This is a genomic window from Azospirillum brasilense, from assembly GCF_007827815.1.
GTDB lineage: Bacteria > Pseudomonadota > Alphaproteobacteria > Azospirillales > Azospirillaceae > Azospirillum > Azospirillum brasilense_C.
On the sequence record NZ_VITH01000001.1, the window covers coordinates 463,125 to 482,882 of the forward strand.

Consider the following 19,758-nt stretch of genomic DNA (forward strand, 5'->3'; position numbering starts at 1 on the left):
CGCCGGGCTGGCGGGTCACGGATTTTTAGTCGGGATTGAGATCATGGCGAAGCAGAACACCGTCCTCATCAAGCTGGTGAGCACGGCCGACACCGGCTTCTTCTACGTGAAGAAGAAGAACCCGAAGAAGACCACCGAGAAGCTGTCGTTCCGCAAGTACGACCCGGTGGCTCGCAAGCACGTCGAGTTCAAGGAAGCCAAGATCAAGTAAGGTTTCCCCGGGACCACCGGAATCGAAAAGGCCGCCTTCCGGCGGCCTTTTGCTTGTGCGGAGAGCCCCCGGAGACACCGGCGGGGATCGGCCCAGAGCCGTTCAGGGCGCCAGAGCCGTTCAGGGCGTATGCAGGGCGCGGGCGCGCGGGTCGACGATGCTGCGGTTGCGCCCGGCCCGCTTGGCCTCGTAGAGCGCATCGTCGGCCCGGCGGATCAGCCCTTCGGCGGTGTCACCGAGACGGCCGCCGACCGCGACGCCGATGGACACGGTGACCGGAATCTCGCCGGCATCGGCGCTCACCTTGAACAGCGTGTCGGCGATGCGCGTGCGCAGCCGCTCCGCCACCGTCAGCGCCGCCTCGGCGTCGGTGTCCGGCAGGATCACCACGAACTCCTCGCCGCCGAGCCGCGCCACCAGATCGAAGGTGCGCAGATTGCGGCTGGCGCGGCTGGACACCTCCTTCAGCACCTCGTCGCCCGCGGTGTGGCCGTAGCTGTCGTTGACGACCTTGAAATGGTCGATGTCGAACAGCAGGACCGCCACCGGCTTGTGGTTGTCGATCGCCCGCTCCAACAGCCGCGGCAGGTGGGCGTTGATGTAGCGGCGGTTGAAGACGCCCGTCAGGCTGTCGGTCAGGGCCATGGACAGGCTCTGCTCGTAGTTCGCGCGCAGCCGCTCCTGATAGCGCTTGCGGCGGATCTGGGTGCGGGCCCGGGCCAGCAGCTCGTTCCGGTCGATCGGCTTGATGACGTAGTCGTTGGCGCCCAGTTCCAGGCCCTTGGCGACGCGGTTCAGGTCGCCCTCGTCCACCACCAGCAGGATCGGCACCTGCCGTGTGCGCTCGTGCGAGCGCAACTGGGAACACAGGCGCAGGCCGTCCTCATTCATCAGCGTCAGGCTGATCACCACGAGGTCCAGGTCGTCGCCCAGCGCCCGCTCCAGCGCCGCGGCGCAGGTCTCGGCGGACATGACGTGACCATGGTCGCGCTGCAGCGTCTCGGCGATCTTGGCCAGATCGAGCCGCGAATCCTCCAGCACCAGGATGCGGGCGCCCTCGAAGGACTCGCTGCGCAGAGTGCCGGTGGGCTCCAACACCCCGAACTGGCCGGAGGTGGTCTCGCGCAGCCGCCACTCGTCCATCATCATCTTCAGGCGGACGAGCGAACGCACCCGCGCGAACAGGGCCACGTCGTTGACCGGCTTGGTCAGGAAATCATCGGCCCCGGCCTCCAGCCCGCGCACACGGTCGGCGCCGTCGGACAGGGCGGTGACCATCACCACCGGGATGTGCATGGTCGCGGGGTCGGAGCGGATCTTTTCGCAGACCTCGAACCCGTCCATGCCCGGCATCATGACGTCGAGCAGAACGATGTCCGGCGACTCGCGGCGGACCACCTCCAGCGCCTCGGGACCATTGCTGGCGGTGATGACGTTGAAATACTCGCGCGTCAGCTTCGCCGCGAGCAGCTTCACGTTCGGAAGGACATCGTCGACGACGAGGACGCGAGCGGACATGGAACGTGCGACCGATCCCGTAAAAGGTTAACGAAGGAACTTCTGAACGGCTTGCAGGAACTTGGTCACCGAGATCGGCTTGGCGATGTAGTCCTCGCAGCCGCCCTCCCGGATCTTCTCCTCGTCCCCCTTCATCGCGAAGGCAGTCACCGCGATGATCGGAATGCCCGCCAGTTCCGGATCGTCCTTGATCCAGCGCGTGACCTCCAGCCCTGACACTTCCGGCAGTTGGATGTCCATCAGGATCAGGTCCGGCCGATGCTCCCGCGCGATGGACAGGGCGTCCATCCCGTTGCGGGTCTGAAGCGTCGCGTAGCCGTGCGCTTCCAGCAAATCGTGGAAGAGCTTCATGTTCAGCTCGTTGTCCTCGACGATCAGGACACGCTTCACGGTTCGGTCGTCCATCGGCGCCTTCTTGGGGCTGTTCGGTTTTGCGGGCGTCGTGCAACCCGCGCTTCTGCTTGCAGCGACCACACCCGGAGAGACCGGTATATCCCGTTCACTGTCCCGCCGCGACGGTTAAATTGTCGTTAGCAATGCCCTGCCTGACCCCGCAGAGGCCGAGAAGTCCTGACGATTCCACGGATTGCGTCATGCGATCACCCGCTCCGGCGGGAAATGCAGCTCGATCCGCGTGCCCTGCCCCGGGGCGCTGGAAAGGGCCAGCCGCCCGCCATGGGCCTCCACCAGGGACCGCACGATGGGCAGCCCCAGCCCGGTTCCGGCGCCGCCGCGGATGCGCTCCCCCGGCACCTGCCGGAAGGGTTCCAGGACGATGGGATGGTGCTCCTCCGGAATGCCGATCCCGGTGTCGATCACGGCGATGCGCAGCCCCGCCCCGGCCTCCTCCCCCAGGCGAGTCACGTCGATGGTGACGCGCCCCCCCGCCGGGGTGAACTTGACGGCGTTGGACAGCAGGTTCAGCAGAATCTGCCGCAACGACCGCCGATCGGCGCGCAGGCGCGGCAGCGGCCGGGGGAACAGCGCGTCGAAGGTCAGCCCGGCCGACGCCAAGGTCAGTTCCTGCAGCGCGTAGACCTCGCCCACGACGACGGCGACGTCCACGTCCTCGTCGTTCAGATCGACATGCCCGGCTTCGATCTTCGACAGGTCCAGCACATCGTTGATGAGTTCGAGGAGATGCGTGCCGGAGGCGCGGATGTTGCCGAGATAGTCGCGCTGCCGCTCGGTCAGCGGGCCGGAGCCGGGGTGCAGCAGGAAGTCCGAATAGCCGATGATGACGTTGAGCGGGGTGCGCAACTCGTGGCTCATCCCCGTCAGGAAGTCGGACTTGGCCCGGTTCACCTCCGCCTGCCGCGCCGCGAGGGCGGCCCGGCGCTCCCGTTCCGCGGTGCGTTCGGCGGCGTCGAGCATCAGGCCGAGCGCGTCGGCGGCCATGGCGGCCAGCATCCGGACGGCCGGCGGCACCGCGTGGGGTTGGCGGCGGTGGCCGGAGATCACCCCCCACGGCCGGCCGCCCTGGACGATCGGCACGGTCAGGGCCGCCCCGGCCCCCATGCGCCGCAGGAACTCCCGGCGCGGCGCGGGCGGGCTGCGCAGATGCGCATGGGCCAGATCGGGCGGCGGAACCGCCGTGTCGGCGCGCAGGAGCGGAACCGGGTCCGCCGCATGGTCGAGGACCACGCGCAACCGCGGGGTCCCGTCCGGCCCGCGGTCGAACACGCCCGCCGGGAGGGCCGCGCCGGGCCGAAGCTCCGAAGCGGCGTGGCCCCAATCCGGCGCCTCGTCCCTCGCCACCACCTCGCCGTTGCCGGCGGCGTCGAAGCGGCAGACGATCACCCGGTCCATGCCGGTGAGACGACGGACGGTCTGGGCGGTGTGGGCGGCCATGGCCTGCAGCCCCGCGGCTCCGCGCAGGGAAGCGATCCCCGGCGGCGGGCCGGCCGGCGGCGGCGAGGCGGCCCAGTGCTCCGCCCCGGCGAGCGGCCCTTCCACCTCGAGGATCACCCGTCCGCCATGCTCGTGGAGAAAGGCCGGGAGCGGCCGGCCCCCCGGCGGTGTCACGGACGCGTGCAGGCCCGCCGACCGCTGGTCCGCCGGCAGGGCGCGCAGCCGCGCCAGCAGATCGGCAAGCTCGGGAAGGGCGAGCGCCTCCGCCGCGCGGCCCAGCAGCCGGTCCGGCGCCAAGCCGAGAAACTCCGCGGTGTTCGCGCTGCAGGCCAGGATCGTCCCGCCATCACCGTCCAGCGCCACCAGGGCGCCGTGCGGCTGTATCCCCTCCGCGTCGCCCGTGGTCGGTCGGTCGGCCATGGGCAGGGGCGAGGGACGGGTCCGACGATCCGAAGACGTGTTCAGGACAGGCACCTTTGCGACGGAAAGGTGCAGATGCTGCGGCGGGATCATCCGCCCGGTCAAGCCCGGTCTGAGGGGTGCGACAGGCTGCCCGAGCCGCCCGTGGCGCGGCGGCGGCGCAATCAGCGAGAGGCCAGCGAGAGGCCAGCGGAAGGTCAGCCGGAGGTCAGCCGGTTCGCCGCGCGCTGCCCGGCCGGAGTCCCGGTCTTGCGACCCGCCGGGCGTGGCCGGCGGCCGGCCTTGTCGCGGTACATGCGGGAATCGGCGAGACGGACCACCTCCTCCTCCCGGTCGTCGGCGCCGTAGGGCTGCACCCCGAAGGAGAAGCGGATCGGCAGATCGGCGTCGTTCCAGCGCACGCAGCGGCGGCCCGCCGCGACCGCGATCTGCCGGGCGCGGAGGTCGCCGCAGGCCGCATCGGTCTTGGTCAGCAGCACCGCGAACTCGTCACCACCCAGCCGGGCCACCACATCCTCCTCGCGGACCGATCCGACGAGCAGGCGGGCGACCTGCCGCAGATAGGCGTCGCCGGCCATGTGCCCATGGGTGTCGTTGATCCGCTTGAAGCCGTCCAGATCGATGATGACCAGCACCCCGCCGCCCGTTCCCTGTCCCTTGCTGACGTTCCCCTTGGCGCCGTTTCCCTTGGCGCGTTGCCGCCGCGCGGCGGCGATCTCGCGGCGGAAATGGCTGAAGAAGCCGCGGCGGTTCAGCAGGCCGGTCAGCTCGTCCGTCATGGACAGGCTTTCCAGATAGGCGATCCGGTCACGCTGTTCGGCGATGGTCGCGCGGGCCTCGGCAAGTTGCTGTTCGAGGGCCGACGCCTCGGCGGTCGCGATCACCGCCGGATGGGCAATGCGGGGGCCGCGCAAGGGGGGCATCCGCAGCAGCCGGTCGTGGGTCCCGCGGTCGAAAGGCAGTCCGTCGTGATGGTCGGCGGCGATAACGTCCGGGTCCTGGGTGTTCACGACGGCGCTCATGGGCTTTCTCCACATGATCGGCACTGGCTGCCCCCAAACGAAAGCAATCGCCATGCCATATGCGGAACTCCCGAAGACTAGGCCTTTCGTCCCGGCAATTTCTGCCGGGCAAGGCCGCCCCCAGGCAGAATTTGCCGGGAGAACGGCCGATTACGGAAAATTTTATCTATTTTTGATTTATTTTCTTTTTTGAACCGTTTTCGAACAAAGGCACTGTCGGCCTCCCGACAGGGACTCTGCAACGGCCTCACACCACGCGGTCGGGCGGCGCCGCGCCGGCAAAGAAGGCGTCCAGGTTGTCGAGCGCCTTGAAGCCCATGGCGTTGCGGGTCTCCACCGTGGCGCTGCCCAGATGCGGCAGCAGGAAGGCGTTCTCCAACCCGCGGTAGCCGGCGTGCAGGTTCGGCTCGTTCTCGAACACGTCCAGCCCCGCGGCGGCCAGCCGTCCGCAGGCCAGGGCGGCGATCAGCGCCTCATCGTCGACGACCGAACCGCGGGCGGTGTTGACGACAATGGCCCCCGGCGGCAGGCGCTCGATCCGCTCCGCGTTCAGCCAGTGGGTGGTTTCCGGAGTCGCCGGGAAATGCAGCGACAGCACGTCGCAAACCGCCAGCATCGCCTCGGGGTCGGCGTGGTAGACCGCCCCGGCCTCCTGCTCCGCGGGCAGGCGCCGCCGGTTGGAATAGTGGATGGTCATGCCGAAGGCCCGAGCCCGCTGCGCCACCGCCTGCCCGATTCGACCCATGCCGATGATGCCCAGCCGCTTGCCGCCCAGATGGGTGCCGAGAAGCTGGGTCGGCGTCCAGCCGTTCCAGGCCCCGGCGCGGATCATCCGCTCGCCCTCCGAGGCGCGCCGCGCCGCGCCGAGCATCAGCAGCAGCGCGATGTCGGCGGTCGCGTCGGTCAGCACGTCCGGGGTGTTGGTGACGATCAGGCCGCGGGCCTTGGCCGCGTTCAGATCGATGTGGTCGGTGCCGACGGAGAAGGTGGCGACGATGCGCACGCCCTTGGGCAGCGCCTCGATGGCCGCGGCGTCCAGCCGGTCCCCGGCGGTGCAGAGGATGCCCTGGGCGCCGGTCTCCGCCGCCAGGGCGGCGATGTCGGCGCCGGACAGCGCGCGGTCCTGCGGGTTCAGCCGGGCGTCGAAAGCGCGCGCGGCGCGGGCCTCCACCGCGTCGGGCAGGCGCCGGGTCACCAGGAGAACGGGCCGTGATGCCTGGGTGTCACTGCGCATGTTTCTGTCCTCAGCCTTCCGTTTATTCGGGGGGTCGGGCCTTCCGCTCCGACGCCGAAACACCCATAATCCATCCGACGCTGCCAATCACCTGTGGATGTCGCTTTGCAGAACCGCCGCTCCGCCGCCCGCTTCGCCCTTTGCGCGACCTTCGGCGCGTTCCTGGTGTCCGTGACCGCCCTTCCCGCCGCCGGCCCGGCCCAGGCGGCCCCGGCCAACGCGGCCGGCGCGGCGGTGGGGGCGGCGGCCGGTGCCGCGGCGAACATCCTGCCGCACCGCGCCGTCTACAAGATGTCGCTGCTGTCCGCCCGCAACAGCTCCAAGGTCAGCGACGTGCGGGGCCGCATGCTGTTCGAATGGGCCGACGCCTGCGACGGCTGGACGACGGAGCAGCGCTTCCAGCTCCGCTTCGTCTACGCCGAGGGCGACGAGATGGCGATGACCACCAACTACACCACGTGGGAGGCCAAGGACGGGCAGCGCTACCGCTTCAACGTCCGCAAGCTGATCAACGGCGAGGAGGACGAGGAGGTGCGCGGCGACGCCCGGCTGGCCAAGGACGGCACCGGCACCGCCGCCTTCTCCAAGCCCGAGCCCCAGGACATGGAGTTGCCCCCCAACACCATGTTCCCGACCGCCCACACCCTGGCGGTGCTCGACCACGCCGGCGCCGGCGAGACCTTCTTCAACCGGGTCGTTTTCGACGGCGCCGATTCCGAGGGAGCGACCGAGGTGTCCACGGTCATCGGCTCGGCGGTCCAGACCAAGGAGGACGGCGCCGACCCGCTGCTCAAGGGCAAGAAGGCGTGGCCGGTGCGCATGGCCTTCTTCCCGCTGAAGAGCGATTCGGCCCAGCCCGAGTACGAGATGAGCCTGCGCCTGCTGCAAAACGGCGTCGCCGAATCCATGCAGATCGACTATGGCGATTTCACCGTGAACGCCATCCTGGAGAAGGTTGAGGCGCTGCCGAAGTCGGGGTGTTGACCACCGGACGAAAAAGGTCACAGCCTTTGCCGCAAATCGTTACAATTCAATTTGCCATATTTTGAGGAAACTGGCCTAAGCTGTGCATGGTGCATTCGCGCCTCCACGGAGTCGTGGCGTGCACCGACAGCAGGATGAGGGTTTCCCTATGGCCAAGAAGCAGGTTTTGGTGGGACAGGTGTTCCAGACCGTTGGAGCGACCAACGGGCGGTCCTGGCGCGTGCGGGAGACCGTGACCCTGTTCGGCATCCCACATGCCCGCGTGGTCAGCACGGAAGACGAGGGCGACGCCAAGACGTTGAGCTGCTTCGTCCTCGTCGACTCCAACTATTACCGCATGATCGGCTCCGGCACCGTCGCGGCCTGACGCCCTTCCGGTTTCCCGAACAAGAAAGCCCCCCGGCCTCGCGGACGGGGGGCTTTCTGTTGAGCGCATGTCCGTTGGCCGCCCCTCCCTCCCCGCCGGGGCGGGAAGGAAGGGACGGTCCCGGATCGTCAGGTGGCCGCCTTCGGCGCCTCGGCGGCGACCTTCGGCTTCGGCAGGTCCAGCTTCAGATGCAGCTCGCGCAGGCGCGACTGGTCAACCGGGGCCGGGGCCTGCATCAGCAGGTCTTCCGCGCGCTGGTTCAGCGGGAAGGCGATGACCTCGCGGATGTTCGGCTCGTCGGCCAGCAGCATCACGATGCGGTCGATGCCCGGGGCCGAACCGCCGTGCGGCGGGGCGCCCAGCTTGAAGGCGCTGAGCATGCCGCCGAAGCGGGCTTCCAGCTCCTCGGGCGGGTAGCCGGCGATCTCGAACGCCTTGTACATCAGTTCCGGCAGATGGTTCCGGATGGCGCCCGACGACAGTTCCACGCCGTTGCAGACGATGTCGTACTGGTACGCCTTGATGTCCAGCGGGTTCATCGTGTTCAGCGCCTCCAGGCCGCCCTGCGGCATGGAGAAGGGGTTGTGGCTGAAGATGACCTTGTTGGTCTCCTCGTCCAGTTCATACATCGGGAAGTCGACGATCCAGCAGAAGCGGAAGGCGTTCTTCTCGATCAGGTCCAGCTCCTCGCCGATCTTCGTGCGGGCGAAGCCGGCCAGCTTGGCCGCCGGGCCGGGCTGGTCGCAGACGAAGAAGACCGCGTCGCCGTCCTCCACGCCCGCCGCCGTGCGCAGCTCGGCCTGGGCGGCCTCCGGCACGAACTTGGCGATCGGGCCCTTGCCGCCCGCCGCCTCGAAGATGATGTAGCCGAGGCCCGGAGCGCCGAGGCCGCGCGCCCAGTCGTTCAGCTTGTCGAAGAAGCTGCGCGGCTTGTCGGACACCTTCGGGGCGCGGATGGCACGGACCACGCCGCCCTTCTCCAGCGTCTGCTTGAAGGCGCGGAACTCCACGTCGTCGCGCTTGAAGACGGCGGTGACGTCGGTGATCTCCAGCGGGTTGCGCAGGTCCGGCTTGTCGTTGCCGTACTTCAGCATCGACTCCGCGAAGGAGATGCGGCGGAAGGGCGGCTTGTCGATGGCCGGCGGCGTCTCGCGGCGGAAGCCGCCGAACTCGTCGAAGATGCCGTGCAGCACCGGCTCGATGGCGGCGAACACGTCCTCCTGGGTGACGAAGGACATCTCGAAGTCGAGCTGGTAGAACTCGCCCGGGCTGCGGTCGGCGCGGGCGTCCTCGTCGCGGAAGCAGGGGGCGATCTGGAAGTAGCGGTCGAACCCGGCGACCATCAGCAGCTGCTTGAACTGCTGCGGCGCCTGGGGCAGCGCGTAGAACTTGCCCGGATGGTTGCGGCTGGGCACCAGATAATCGCGGGCCCCCTCCGGCGAGGAGGCGGTCAGGATCGGCGTCTGGAACTCGGTGAAGCCCTGGTCGATCATGCGGCGGCGCGCCGACGCGATGACGCGCGAGCGCAGCAGGATGTTCTCGTGGATGCGCTCGCGGCGCAGGTCGAGGAAGCGGTAGCGCAGGCGCACATCCTCGCCCGCGTCGGTGTCCTGGTTGACCTGCAGCGGGATCTGCTCCGCCTCGCCCTGCACCGACAGCTCGGCGATCTGCACCTCGATGCGGCCGGTCGGCAGGCGGTCGTTGATGGTCTCCGCCGTGCGCTTGACCACCTTGCCGGTCACGGTGATGACCGATTCCAGCTTCAGCCGCTCCGCCGCCTGGAAGGCCGGGTTGGAGGTGTCGACCACGCACTGCGTCAGGCCGTAATGGTCGCGCAGGTCGATGAACAGGAGCTGTCCATGGTCGCGCTTGCGGTTGATCCAGCCCGACAGGCGGACAATCTGACCGGCGTTCTCTTCGCGAAGCTGGCCGCAGGTGTGCGTGCGGTAGGGGTGCATGGGTCGAAACACCTTGGAAAAGGTCGGAATCCTGCGCGGAAAGGCGGCCCGACACACCACACCGACAGCGCGGGAATGTCAAGTCGCCATCCGCGTCCGCTGCACGCTGGGAGAGTTGCCGAAGGGCGAGCTTTCGCGCGGTCGCGCGCTCGTGTATGAAGCGGCTATGACACTGATCACGACCACCGAAGACCTTGACGCCTTCTGCCGCTCGCTGGCCGGGGCGGAGTACATCACCGTCGACACCGAATTCCTGCGCGAGAAGACCTATTGGCCGCAGCTCTGCCTCGTGCAGGTCGGCGGGCCGAACGGCGCGGTCGCCATCGACCCGCTAGCCGAAGGGATCGACCTCGCGCCGCTGTTCCGCGTGATGGTGGACCCGGCCATCCTCAAGGTCTTCCATGCCGCCCGGCAGGACGTGGAGATCTTCTGGCACCTGTCCGGCCAGATCCCCCACCCGCTGTTCGACACCCAGGTCGCGGCGATGGTCTGCGGCTTCGGCGAGAGCGTCGGGTACGAGACGCTGGTCACCAAGCTGGCCGGCGCGCGCATCGACAAGTCCAGCCGCTTCACCGACTGGTCGCAGCGCCCGCTGACCGAGCGGCAGCTGACCTACGCGCTGTCCGACGTGATCCACCTGCGCCCGGCCTACGAGAAGCTGAAGCGCCGCCTCGTCCGCTCCGGCCGCGCCCACTGGCTGGAAGAGGAGATGGCCGTCCTGACCGACCCGGCCACCTATCAGGTGGACCCGGACAGCTCCTGGCTGCGCTTGAAGGTGCGGACCAACAAGCCACGCTTCATGGCCGTTCTGAAGGAGTTGGCGGCGTGGCGGGAGCGCGAGGCGCAGCGCCGCGACCTGCCCCGCTCGCGCGTGCTGCGCGACGAGGCGCTGCTGGAGATCGCCGCCCACGCCCCGACCAGCGTGGACGACCTCGCCCGCACGCGCGGCATGGGCCGCGGCTTCGCCGAGGGCCGGCAGGGCGCCGAGGTGCTGGCCTGCGTGCAGAAGGGGCTGGATATCCCGGACTCCGACCTGCCCCGCGTCGAGCCGCGCGAAGAGCCGCCCCCCGGACTGCAACCCATCGTTGAATTGCTCCGCGTGCTTCTGAAGATGAAGTGCGAAGAGAACAACGTGGCCTCCAAGCTGATCGCCTCCGCCGCCGATCTGGAGGCGATCGCCGCCGACGACGCGGCCGATGTGCCGGCGATGCAGGGCTGGCGCCGGGAACTGTTCGGCGACGACGCGCTGGCGCTGAAGCATGGCCGCATCGGTCTGGCGGTGCTCGACCGCCGTGTCCGCATCGTTCCGGCCGGCACTGGAGAGAGGTCATAAAACGGCCCCATCCAGAATCGTTCCAGAGTGGCGCAAGAGTCGGCCCGGCACGGTACAGGTTCGGGGAGCTTCGCGACGTTTAGCCAAAATTATGAAACAATTCATCGCAATTAACAGCGCTTTAAGGCATTGTTAAAAAAACTAAGGGCTAATAAGTCACGGGCTCCGTATCCATGCCGTGTGGCGGCGGGGTGTGGTTCGCGGGGGAATTCTCGCCTTTAAGGTGCGCACAAGCCCTATGCGCACACCCAGGGGATTTCGCGTATGAGCAGGTTCGGCGGCAAACCACCCATGGGACGCGACCGCGTCCGCCTCTCCACCACGGAGAAGCAGGCCGCCGTCGCCGCCGCGAAGGACCAGAAGCCCGAATTCGACAACGACAAGCTGCTGAATCTGCTCCGCTCCGCGAAGTCCGAACTGCAGGGCATGCGGCTGATCCACATGCATCTGTCGCTGCTGCGGGACAAGGACCCGTCGAGCCAGATGATCGTCCGCACGATCATCCAGGAGCTGGCGAACAAGGCCTCCTACCTCCAGTCCTTCAACATCTCCAACGGCGACGTCATCATCCTCTACAAGGGGCTGAAGCTGACCGGCGTCACCGACGTCTGCCAGAAGGTGGAGCAGATCTTCCTGGCCAAGACGACGCTGATCGGGGCCAACCCCTACAAGGAATTCTCGCTCTACTCGATCATGGAACTGGCGTTGAACTTCATCAACGTCATCCGTTTCATCGAGGAGCTGCAGGCCAACGAGACCGGCGACCACTCCAACGAGACGAAACCGCCGATCACGCTGGAGGAGATGGCCAAGCTCGAACGCTCCATGCAGATGTTCGACCTGTCGCCCTTCCTGTTCAATCAGGCCATCGCCAACATCGGCCGCAACGCCGAAGAGGACATGGCCTATTTCGAACTCTACATCTCGATCAAGCTGCTCCAGGAGCGGCTCTGCCCGGACTACGACATCACGGCCAACAAATGGCTGTTCAACTATTTCACGGCCAACCTCGACCAGTCGGTGCTGCGCGCGCTGAACCACGGGCTCAGCTTCATGCGGGGCCGGCGCATCGGCATCAACATCAACCTGTCCACGGTCATCTCCACCGGCTTCGTGAAGTTCGACGAGCGGCTTCCCGTCGATTTCCGCGGGCAGGTGGTGCTGGAGATCTCCAAGGGCGATCTGATCGAGAACCTGTCGCTCTTCAACGAGGTGGTGGAGTTCGCCCAGGATCGCCGCTACCAGATCGCGGTGGACGGGCTGAACCCCTTCTGGGTGACGAACTTCGACCTGGAGTACCTGAACGCCGACTACGCGAAGATCTTCTGGTCCAACGACATGCTGGAGATGGACCCGACCTTCGAGAAGTATTTCATGGAGCGCATCCAGGAGCAGGACCGCTGCAAGTTCATCCTGGCGCGCTGCGACAGCGTGTCGAGCCTCGTCTACGCCCAGAAGGTCGGCATCACGATGGTGCAGGGCCGCGCCGTCGATAACATCCTGCGCAAGGGCGTGAGCGTCCGCGAAGCCATCGCCCACGCCAAGGTGGCGTGAAGGCTTTTCCCGTCTGATCCCCTCTCCCGGAGAGGGGTAAAAACCTCTACTCCGCCGCTTGCGGCCGAGCCGGCGGGACGATCTCGCCCTTGCGGTTCAACGCCTTCGCCAGAGCGTCCAGGCGCCGCTGCACCGTCTCGCCGGCCGGCACGCTGAAATCGTCCGGCAGGGTCAGCACCAGCCGCTCCCCCGACACCTTCAGCGCCGTGCGCTGCAGCAGCGCGGTGGCTCCGCCGGTCAGCGTGTGGGCCAGCCGCAGCGCCAGCCCCAGCACCAGCGCCTTGCGCGCCTGGGCGTCGCTGAGCAGCGACCGCGGCCCCGCGGTGACCGCGTTGGGCATGCCCGGACCGTCGATGGAACCGGCGTAGCGGGCGTAGACGGCCAGCGCCAGGAAGGCCCGCTCGTCATGGTCGATGCCGGGGAAGGGATAGCGCAGGATGCGCAGGCAGGCGTGCTCCGCCCGGTAATCGGGATGCTCGGCCCAGCCCACGTCGCTCAACAGGCAGGCGGCTTGCCGCAGCCTCAGCGCCGCGTCGTCCTCCCCGGCGAAGAGGTTGCCGGTCCAGGACACCAGCAGGGCCGGATCGCCGATGCGGACGAAGCGCTGCGCCCAATCCTCCACCGCGGCGATCAGCGGGTCCTGCCGCTGCGCCTCGGGATCGAGCAGCGCGTAGAGGTGCCCTTCCCGCAGCCCAAAGGCCGAGAACACCACGCTGGACGGCTGGACCATCCGCAGCAGCCGCTCGAAGACCAGCGCCGCGTAGGGCAGCGTGTCGACCCGGCGGCGCGACCCGGACATCTTCTCCAGCGAGGACCGGCTCTGCTTGGCGATGAGCCCGGCGAAGTCCCGCGCCTCGGCGAAGGGGACCGTGTAGTGGTGGATGATGTGCAGCGGGTGCTTCACATGCTCCATGTGCAGCTTGGCCAGCGCCCGCCAGCCGCCGCCCACCGGAAAGAAGGGCTTGCCGCGCATCTGGGCCAGCCAGTCCAGCTTCTCCAGATGCTGGTCGATGGCGCGGACCAGCCCGTTCGGCTTGGCCGGGTTCAGCTCCATCAGGCGCAACGGCCCCAGCGGCATCGTCAGATGCTCGCCGATCACGCCGCGCTCCAGACGCACCAGCTCCAGGCTGCCGCCGCCGAGGTCGCCGACCAGCCCGTCCGCGGCGGGGGTGCCGGACAGCACGCCCATGGCGGACAGCCGCGCCTCTTCCTCGCCGCTGATGACGCTGACGTCGAGGCCGGTGCGGTCCTTCACCCGCTGGATGAAGGCCGGACCGTCCGTGGCGTCGCGCACCGCCGCGGTGGCGATGACGTCCAGACGCCCGACGCGCATGCCGGCGACCAGAAGGGCGAAGCGTTCCAGGGCCTCAAGGCCCTGGATCACCCCGTCCGGGTTCAGGCAGCCGGTCTTCTCCACCCCGCGGCCGAGCCCGCACAGGACCTTCTCGTTGAAGACCGGCAGAGGCGACCGCTTCAGAGCGTCATAGACGACGAGCCGGATCGAGTTGGACCCGATGTCGATCACGGCGATCCGCTCGCCCTTCTCGACCACCCTCTCGACGGCCCTGGTAGCGACCGTGTGTTCCTGCGCCGGCGTCATAAGCAACCGATGTCCTCAATCAGATGACCGTACGCAGCTTCAACCGCGGCGGCGTCTTTTTGCTGCTGAGCGCGCTGCCGCGGCCCGACAGGCTGGGGTTCGTCATGAAATAGTTATGGGCGCTGAACGCGTCCGGACCAGCCTCCACCCGATGATAAACGCCATCGGGGCCGAGTTTCCAGGTGTTCGCCTCATCCTTCAGGTTGGCGACCATGATCTGGTCCAAAACCTGCTCGTGCACCGTCGGGTTCTCGATGGGCACCAGCGTCTCGATGCGGCGGTCCAGGTTGCGCGTCATCCAGTCGGCGGAGGAGATGTAGAGCTTGGCCTGCGGGCTGGGCAGCGCCTGACCGTTGGCGAAGCAGATGACGCGCCCGTGCTCCAGGAAGCGGCCGACGATGCTGCGCACCCGGATGTTCTCCGACAGGCCCTTCACGCCGGGGCGCAGGCAGCAGATGCCGCGGATCACCATGTCGATCTGCACGCCCTTCTGCGACGCCTTGTAGAGCCGGTCAATGATCTCCGAATCGACCAGCGAGTTCAGCTTCACCCAGATGTGGGCGGGCTTGCCGGCGGCGGCGTTGGCGACCTCCGCGTCGATCAGCTGGCCCAGCTTCTGGCGCAGCGTGATCGGGGCGATGGCGATCTTCTCCAGCAGCTTCGGCGTGGCGTAGCCGGTCATGTAGTTGAACATCACCGCCGCGTCGTGGCAGAGCGCCGGGTCGCAGGTGAAGAAGGACAGGTCGGTGTAGACCTTCGCCGTGATCGGATGGTAGTTGCCCGTCCCGAAATGCACGTAGCTGCGCAGCGCCTTGTTCTCGCGCCGCACCACCAGCGACACCTTGGCGTGCGTCTTCAGGTCGACGAAGCCGTAGACCACCTGGGCGCCGGCGCGTTCCAGATCGCGCGCCCAGCGGATGTTGGCCTCCTCGTCGAAGCGGGCCTTCAGCTCGACCAGGGCGGTCACCGACTTGCCGGCCTCCGCCGCCTCGATCAGCGCGGCGACGATCGGGCTGTCCTTGCTGGTGCGGTAGAGCGTCTGCTTGATGGCGACCACCTGCGGGTCGCGCGCCGCCTGCCGGATGAACTGCACCACCACGTCGAAGCTCTCGTACGGGTGGTGGACGACGATGTCCTTGTCGCGGATGGCCGCGAAGCAGTCGCCGCCGAAGTCGCGGATGCGCTCCGGGAAGCGGGCGTTGAAGGGGCGGAAGACCAGATCGGGCCGCTCGTCGACGATGAGCTGGCGGGTGTCCGACAGGCCGATCAGCCCGTCGAGGATGAACACGTCGTCGTTCGAGACGCGCAGCTCGTGGCGCAGGAACTCGCGCAGGTCGGCGGCCATGCCGGCGTCGGTGGCCAGCCGGATGACGCTGCCGCGGCGGCGCCGCTTCAGCGCACTTTCGAAGGTGCGGACCAGATCCTCCGCCTCCTCCTCGATCTCCATCTCGCTGTCGCGCAGGACGCGGAAGACGCCGTGGGCCTTCACCTGGAACGGCGGGAAGAGCCGGTCGATGAACAGCATCACCAGCTTTTCCAGCTGGATGAAGCGGATCTCCGAGCCCGGCAGGCGGATGAAGCGGTCGAGCTGCGCCGGCAGCGGGACCAGCGCGTCGAGGTGCCGCCCCTTCACCGGCTCGTGCAGTTGCAGCGCCAGCGAGAAGCCCAGGTTGGGCAGGAAGGGGAACGGGTGCGCCGGGTCCACCGCGATGGGGGTCAGGATGGGGAAGATGTCGTCGAGGAACTTGGCCTCCAGCCAGTCCTTCTCCCCGTCGGTCAGGTCCTCGGCGCCGGCCACCATGATGCCGGCCTCGCGCAGGTCCTGCTTCAGGCTGCGCCACATGGTCTGCTGCGCGTTCATCAGCTCGACGATGCGCTGGTTCACCGCGGTGAGCTGCTGGGCCGGGGTCAGGTTCTCGGCGCTGGGGGTCTTCACCCCCGCGGCCACCTGCCCCTTCAGGCCGGCGACGCGGACCATGTAGAATTCGTCGAGGTTGCTGGACGAAATCGACAGGAACCTCAGCCGCTCCAGCAGCGGGTGATTCGGGTTGGACGCCTCATCCAGGACGCGCTGGTTGAAGGCCAGCCACGACAGTTCGCGGTTGATGAAGCGCTCCGGCGCGTCCGCTTCGATGCAGGTCGCTTCCAGGTCCTGAAGTTCGGTCACAGCAGCCTCGGGCTTTTGCGTGATGGGTGGTGCCGCTACAGTCCGGTCGGGCCGAACCGCCCCGCCGCGGTCGACGGGCCAGGCAACCTACCCCAACTACGTTACGGTTTTGGGTCAGACAGCATAATACTGCCGTCACGATAATACCGCTGCGAAAACAGTCGCACCCCCGGCGCATCCCGCCGGAGGCCGATTCGGAAGGAAGGGACTCCCGCGATGAAGACGCTCTATCTCATGCGCCACGGCAAGTCGGCGTGGGACGATCCCTCCCTGGACGATCACGACCGCCCGCTGGCGCCGCGGGGGAAGAAGGCGGCCCGGCTGGTCGGCCACGAACTGAAGGAGCGGGGGGCGCGCATCGGGCTGGTGCTGTGCTCCACCGCCCGGCGCGCGGCGGACACCGCCGACCGGCTGCTGGAGGTGATGGACGCGCCTGACATCCCGGTGGAGCGCGAGCACGGCCTCTACCTGTGCGGGGCGCGCGTCCTCCTGGAGCGGCTGCACGACGCCCCCGACTCCGCCTCGTCGCTGATGCTGGTCGCCCACAACCCGGACCTCCACGACCTCGCCCGCGACCTGGCCGGACGCGGCGAGGAGCGGCACCGCGCGGCACTGGCGGAGAAGTTCCCGACCGGCGCCTGCGCCGTGTTCCTGTTCGAGGGCGCCCGCTGGGCCGACCTGGACAGCGGGTCGGGACGGCTGGCCGATTTCATCCTGCCGCGGAAACTCTCTTAACGCCCTTCTGCCAATTGGGGTATTTCAACCCTGAACCGAGCAGGCCCGGAACCGAGCAGGAGTCGCCCCCCGTGTCTTCCGCGCCCCAGAACAACGCGCCCCCGGGTGCACCCGCCGCGGCGTCCGCCACGGTGTCGGCCGTGCGCGAGGTGGAGATGAAGCTCCATCTCGATCCGCGCGACCTCCCCCGCGTTGCGGACCTAGCGGCGCTGAAGGAGAAGGCGGAAGGCGCGCCAGCCGTCCGCGCCCTGCGCACCGTCTATTACGACACGCCGGACCGCCGTCTGTTCCTGGGGGGCGTGGCCCTGCGGGTGCGGCAGGACGGCGACCGGTTCGTGCAGACGCTGAAGACCATCAACGCCGCCACCCCCGGCGATTCGGCCGCGGTGGCCATCCGCAAGAAATGGGACTGGGCCATTCCCACGGCCGCCCCCGACATGACGCCTCTCGACGCCGAGGGCGTGGCCGCCCTGGTGCCGGAAGACGCGCGGGCGGCGCTGGCTCCACAGTTCACGACGGAGTTTCGGCGCACCACCCTGCTCGTCCGCCCGGACGCCCTGACCTCCATCGAGGTGGCGGTGGACGACGGCCAGATCACCGCCGGCAACGCCTGCGCCCGCATCAGCGAGGTCGAGCTTGAGCTGAAGTCGGGCCGCATCGGACGCCTGTTCGATCTCGCCCTGGCCCTCCAGCGCCGCGTCCCGGTTCGCATCGGGACGGAGAGCAAGGCGGAAATCGGCGACCGCCTCGTCACCGGGCGCCTGCCCGCCCCCGTCCTGCCGGAACCGCTGGGCCTGACCCCGGTCACCACGGTGGCCGAGGCCTACCGCCACATCATCCGCCACGGGCTGCGCCTGCTGCTCGCCAACGAGGCCTGTGCCCTGGCCGGCGGCGACGTGGAGGGGCTGCACCAGATGCGCGTCGCGCTGCGCCGCCTGCGCACGGCCATCCGCCTGTTCCGCCCCCTCGCCGGGGTGCCGGAGGCCTGCCGCGCCGGGAACGACATCCGCTGGTTCTCCCGCCAGCTCGGCCCGGCGCGCGATTGGGATGTGCTGCTGTCCCACGGGATCGCGCCCTTCTCGGCAACGGAAAAGGCCACCGCCGACGCGCTCGCCGCGCTGACGGCCGCGGTGCGTGAGGCCCGTCGGGCGCCCGCGCTGGCCGCGGTGGAGGCGATCCAATCGCCACGCTGCACCGGGCTGATCCTGGCGCTCGGCGCTTGGCTGGAGGACGGGGCGTGGCAGTCCGGTGCCGCGCCGGAGGTCCGCGCCCAGCTCGACCGCCCGATGGCCGAGCTGTCCGGCCCCTGGCTGGCCGCCCAGCACGCCAAGGCCCTGAAGGCGGGACGCGACATTGAGGGGGCTGACGCCACGGCGCGCGACCGGCTGCGCCGCCGTCTGCGCAAGCTCCGCCACACGGCGGAGTTCTTCCGCGGCCTCTGCGCTGAAACCGCGACGGTGCCCTTCATCGCCGCACTCGACGCCGTGCTGGATGCGCTGGACGCCGAGCACGACGCCGCGGTGGCCGGCGACCTTCTGCGCGGCCTGTCGGCGGACCGGCCGGAGCAGCGGCCCACCGCCGAAGCGACCGCCCGCTGGCTCGCCAAGCAGGCCGACAAGCGCCGCAAGGCACTGCCGGGGTTGTGGAAGGCCTTCCGCGACGGGCCGGTGTTCTGGTGACGGTCCTGCCCCCACCCTAACCGTCCCCCGCTTCGGCGGACCGAAGGTCCGCCTGCCGCGTCAGCGCAAACTATGTTTGCGCGAGAGCTTCGCAGGGGCGGGGATGGATGCCGCGTCGAGGACGTTGCGTGGACAGCACCACCCCTGGCTGGCCGCCAACTACACAGCCATCGAGACGTTCGCGACCGCGTTGCGCAGCCACAGGTGCCCGGGATCGCCGCCGCGCCGTTCATGCCAAACCTGAACGAAGGGAAATGGCGGTATCGGAAACGGCGGCTCGAAAACGACGACGGCCGGGTCATGCTCACAGAGCGCAAGGGCTTTCCGGGCCACCGTCAGAACGAGGTCCGTTCCTTGGATCAACCGTGGCGCGTTTCCCCAATGCGGCAGCGTGACGGCGATGCGGCGCGTGTGGCCGACGGCGCGCAAGGCCGTGTCGATCTCGGTGTTTGCTTCGTCCTTCATCGCAACGAGCACGTGTGGCCGGTCAAGATAGGCCCCGATATCCAGGCGGTCATGGCCCCCCAGCCCCTCCCGATCCGCAAGGCAAGCGAAGCGCTCGGCGAAAAGCTGCTCTGATTCGATCCGTTCGGGACGATCGGGAAACACACCAATTGCCAGATCGCAGTCCCCATCCAACACCTGCCGGAGCATCGTTTCCCGGTTCGATTGGGTGATCACCAGATCTATTCCCGGCGCTTCGAGGCGCAGCATCTTCAGCAGACCCGGGAGGACGACAGCGGAGCCGTAATCCGACATCGCAAGGCGGAACGTCCGTTTTTCCCTGGCCGGGTCGAAGCCTCCCGGTCCGAGGACCTCCCGCACCTGTCGCAGGGCTTCGGTCAACGCCGGAGCGACTTCAAGCGCCCTTGCGCTCAGAACCAGTTGCCCGTCGCGGCGTATCAACAGGGGGTCGTCGAACAGATGGCGAAGACGCCCGAGCGCATGGCTGACCGCGGGCTGACTCATGTTCAGCCGGGATGCGGTGCGCGACACATGCCGCTCGGCCAGCAGTGCATCGAGGACCACCAGCAGGTTGAGGTCGATGCCGCGAAGGGTATTCATGTCGTGCATGATCGAGATATTACATCAGAATTTCCATCCATGGCATGAATGCGGCATCTG

At 68.2% G+C, this 19,758-nt stretch carries 16 protein-coding genes; 7 read left to right on the forward strand and 9 right to left on the reverse strand.

Annotated elements, in window-relative coordinates:
• Window positions 1–43: 43 nt before the first annotated feature.
• Window positions 44–211: a 50S ribosomal protein L33 gene (gene rpmG, locus FBZ83_RS02185; protein ID WP_012974790.1), complete on the forward strand. Its 168-nt coding sequence runs from the start codon at window positions 44–46 to the stop codon at window positions 209–211.
• Window positions 212–331: 120 nt separating this feature from the next.
• On the opposite strand, the gene FBZ83_RS02190 is transcribed toward rpmG, so the two are convergent.
• The 5 genes from FBZ83_RS02190 to FBZ83_RS02210 all read right to left on the reverse strand — a co-directional run bounded on the left by FBZ83_RS02190 (window position 332) and on the right by FBZ83_RS02210 (window position 6,256).
• On the reverse strand, window positions 332–1,729 hold the full coding sequence (locus FBZ83_RS02190) for a PleD family two-component system response regulator (protein ID WP_145680863.1): 1,398 nt from the start codon (window positions 1,727–1,729) through the stop codon (window positions 332–334).
• Between the two features lie 27 nt (window positions 1,730–1,756).
• On the reverse strand, window positions 1,757–2,134 hold the full coding sequence (locus FBZ83_RS02195) for a response regulator (protein ID WP_145672476.1): 378 nt from the start codon (window positions 2,132–2,134) through the stop codon (window positions 1,757–1,759).
• A gap of 186 nt (window positions 2,135–2,320) precedes the next feature.
• Window positions 2,321–4,000: a sensor histidine kinase gene (locus FBZ83_RS02200; RefSeq protein ID WP_247888098.1), complete on the reverse strand. Its 1,680-nt coding sequence runs from the start codon at window positions 3,998–4,000 to the stop codon at window positions 2,321–2,323.
• A gap of 197 nt (window positions 4,001–4,197) precedes the next feature.
• Window positions 4,198–5,022, reverse strand: coding sequence for a GGDEF domain-containing protein (locus FBZ83_RS02205; protein ID WP_145680865.1), 825 nt, complete (start codon window positions 5,020–5,022; stop codon window positions 4,198–4,200).
• A 247-nt stretch (window positions 5,023–5,269) separates the two neighbouring features.
• Entirely contained in the window at window positions 5,270–6,256 is a 987-nt protein-coding gene (locus tag FBZ83_RS02210) for a 2-hydroxyacid dehydrogenase (protein ID WP_145680866.1), read from the reverse strand.
• 105 nt (window positions 6,257–6,361) lie between these two features.
• Between FBZ83_RS02210 and FBZ83_RS02215 the strand changes: the two genes are divergently transcribed.
• Together FBZ83_RS02215 and FBZ83_RS02220 are read left to right on the forward strand one after the other, a co-directional pair.
• Window positions 6,362–7,240, forward strand: a complete 879-nt coding sequence (locus tag FBZ83_RS02215) for a cell envelope integrity EipB family protein (protein ID WP_211111416.1) — start codon at window positions 6,362–6,364, stop codon at window positions 7,238–7,240.
• A 148-nt stretch (window positions 7,241–7,388) separates the two neighbouring features.
• A complete protein-coding gene (locus tag FBZ83_RS02220; protein WP_145672482.1) occupies window positions 7,389–7,607 on the forward strand; it encodes a hypothetical protein in 219 nt (72 codons plus the stop codon).
• Window positions 7,608–7,735: 128 nt separating this feature from the next.
• On the opposite strand, the gene aspS is transcribed toward FBZ83_RS02220, so the two are convergent.
• Window positions 7,736–9,565: an aspartate--tRNA ligase gene (gene aspS, locus FBZ83_RS02225; protein ID WP_145680868.1), complete on the reverse strand. Its 1,830-nt coding sequence runs from the start codon at window positions 9,563–9,565 to the stop codon at window positions 7,736–7,738.
• Window positions 9,566–9,731: 166 nt separating this feature from the next.
• Here aspS and rnd point away from each other — a divergent pair, with 166 nt between their 5' ends.
• The gene (gene rnd / locus FBZ83_RS02230) at window positions 9,732–10,898 is read left to right on the forward strand and encodes a ribonuclease D (protein ID WP_145680869.1); all 1,167 of its coding nucleotides are present in this window, start codon (window positions 9,732–9,734) and stop codon (window positions 10,896–10,898) included.
• Window positions 10,899–11,162: 264 nt separating this feature from the next.
• Window positions 11,163–12,452 carry a hypothetical protein gene (locus tag FBZ83_RS02235; protein WP_186464724.1) on the forward strand — a complete coding sequence of 430 codons (1,290 nt, stop codon included), beginning with the start codon at window positions 11,163–11,165 and terminating at the stop codon, window positions 12,450–12,452.
• A gap of 46 nt (window positions 12,453–12,498) precedes the next feature.
• Here FBZ83_RS02235 and FBZ83_RS02240 read toward each other — a convergent pair whose 3' ends face one another.
• Window positions 12,499–14,052 carry a Ppx/GppA family phosphatase gene (locus FBZ83_RS02240; protein WP_145680870.1) on the reverse strand — a complete coding sequence of 518 codons (1,554 nt, stop codon included), beginning with the start codon at window positions 14,050–14,052 and terminating at the stop codon, window positions 12,499–12,501.
• Window positions 14,053–14,071: 19 nt separating this feature from the next.
• Window positions 14,072–16,219, reverse strand: coding sequence for an RNA degradosome polyphosphate kinase (locus FBZ83_RS02245; protein WP_145680871.1), 2,148 nt, complete (start codon window positions 16,217–16,219; stop codon window positions 14,072–14,074).
• A gap of 216 nt (window positions 16,220–16,435) precedes the next feature.
• On the opposite strand from FBZ83_RS02245, the gene FBZ83_RS02250 reads away from it, so the two are divergent.
• A complete protein-coding gene (locus tag FBZ83_RS02250; protein WP_145680872.1) occupies window positions 16,436–16,954 on the forward strand; it encodes a SixA phosphatase family protein in 519 nt (172 codons plus the stop codon).
• 71 nt (window positions 16,955–17,025) lie between these two features.
• Complete coding sequence (locus FBZ83_RS02255) at window positions 17,026–18,633, forward strand: CYTH and CHAD domain-containing protein (RefSeq protein WP_247888099.1); 1,608 nt, start codon at window positions 17,026–17,028, stop codon at window positions 18,631–18,633.
• Window positions 18,634–18,792: 159 nt separating this feature from the next.
• Here FBZ83_RS02255 and FBZ83_RS02260 read toward each other — a convergent pair whose 3' ends face one another.
• Window positions 18,793–19,707 carry a LysR family transcriptional regulator gene (locus tag FBZ83_RS02260; RefSeq protein WP_145680873.1) on the reverse strand — a complete coding sequence of 305 codons (915 nt, stop codon included), beginning with the start codon at window positions 19,705–19,707 and terminating at the stop codon, window positions 18,793–18,795.
• Window positions 19,708–19,758: the final 51 nt, after the last annotated feature.

Bases quoted from the DNA above. Each gene is read 5' to 3' on its own strand.
- FBZ83_RS02190 (WP_145680863.1), bottom strand. From the start codon at position 1,729: ATGTCCGCTCGCGTCCTCGTCGTCGACGATGTCCTTCCGAACGTGAAG.
- FBZ83_RS02220 (WP_145672482.1), top strand. From the start codon at position 7,389: ATGGCCAAGAAGCAGGTTTTGGTGGGACAGGTGTTCCAGACCGTTGGA.
- FBZ83_RS02260 (WP_145680873.1), bottom strand. From the start codon at position 19,707: ATGCACGACATGAATACCCTTCGCGGCATCGACCTCAACCTGCTGGTG.
- rnd (WP_145680869.1), top strand. From the start codon at position 9,732: ATGACACTGATCACGACCACCGAAGACCTTGACGCCTTCTGCCGCTCG.
- FBZ83_RS02250 (WP_145680872.1), top strand. From the start codon at position 16,436: ATGAAGACGCTCTATCTCATGCGCCACGGCAAGTCGGCGTGGGACGAT.
- FBZ83_RS02240 (WP_145680870.1), bottom strand. From the start codon at position 14,052: ATGACGCCGGCGCAGGAACACACGGTCGCTACCAGGGCCGTCGAGAGG.
- FBZ83_RS02235 (WP_186464724.1), top strand. From the start codon at position 11,163: ATGAGCAGGTTCGGCGGCAAACCACCCATGGGACGCGACCGCGTCCGC.
- FBZ83_RS02205 (WP_145680865.1), bottom strand. From the start codon at position 5,022: ATGAGCGCCGTCGTGAACACCCAGGACCCGGACGTTATCGCCGCCGAC.
- rpmG (WP_012974790.1), top strand. From the start codon at position 44: ATGGCGAAGCAGAACACCGTCCTCATCAAGCTGGTGAGCACGGCCGAC.
- FBZ83_RS02195 (WP_145672476.1), bottom strand. From the start codon at position 2,134: ATGGACGACCGAACCGTGAAGCGTGTCCTGATCGTCGAGGACAACGAG.
- FBZ83_RS02200 (WP_247888098.1), bottom strand. From the start codon at position 4,000: ATGGCCGACCGACCGACCACGGGCGACGCGGAGGGGATACAGCCGCAC.
- aspS (WP_145680868.1), bottom strand. From the start codon at position 9,565: ATGCACCCCTACCGCACGCACACCTGCGGCCAGCTTCGCGAAGAGAAC.
- FBZ83_RS02210 (WP_145680866.1), bottom strand. From the start codon at position 6,256: ATGCGCAGTGACACCCAGGCATCACGGCCCGTTCTCCTGGTGACCCGG.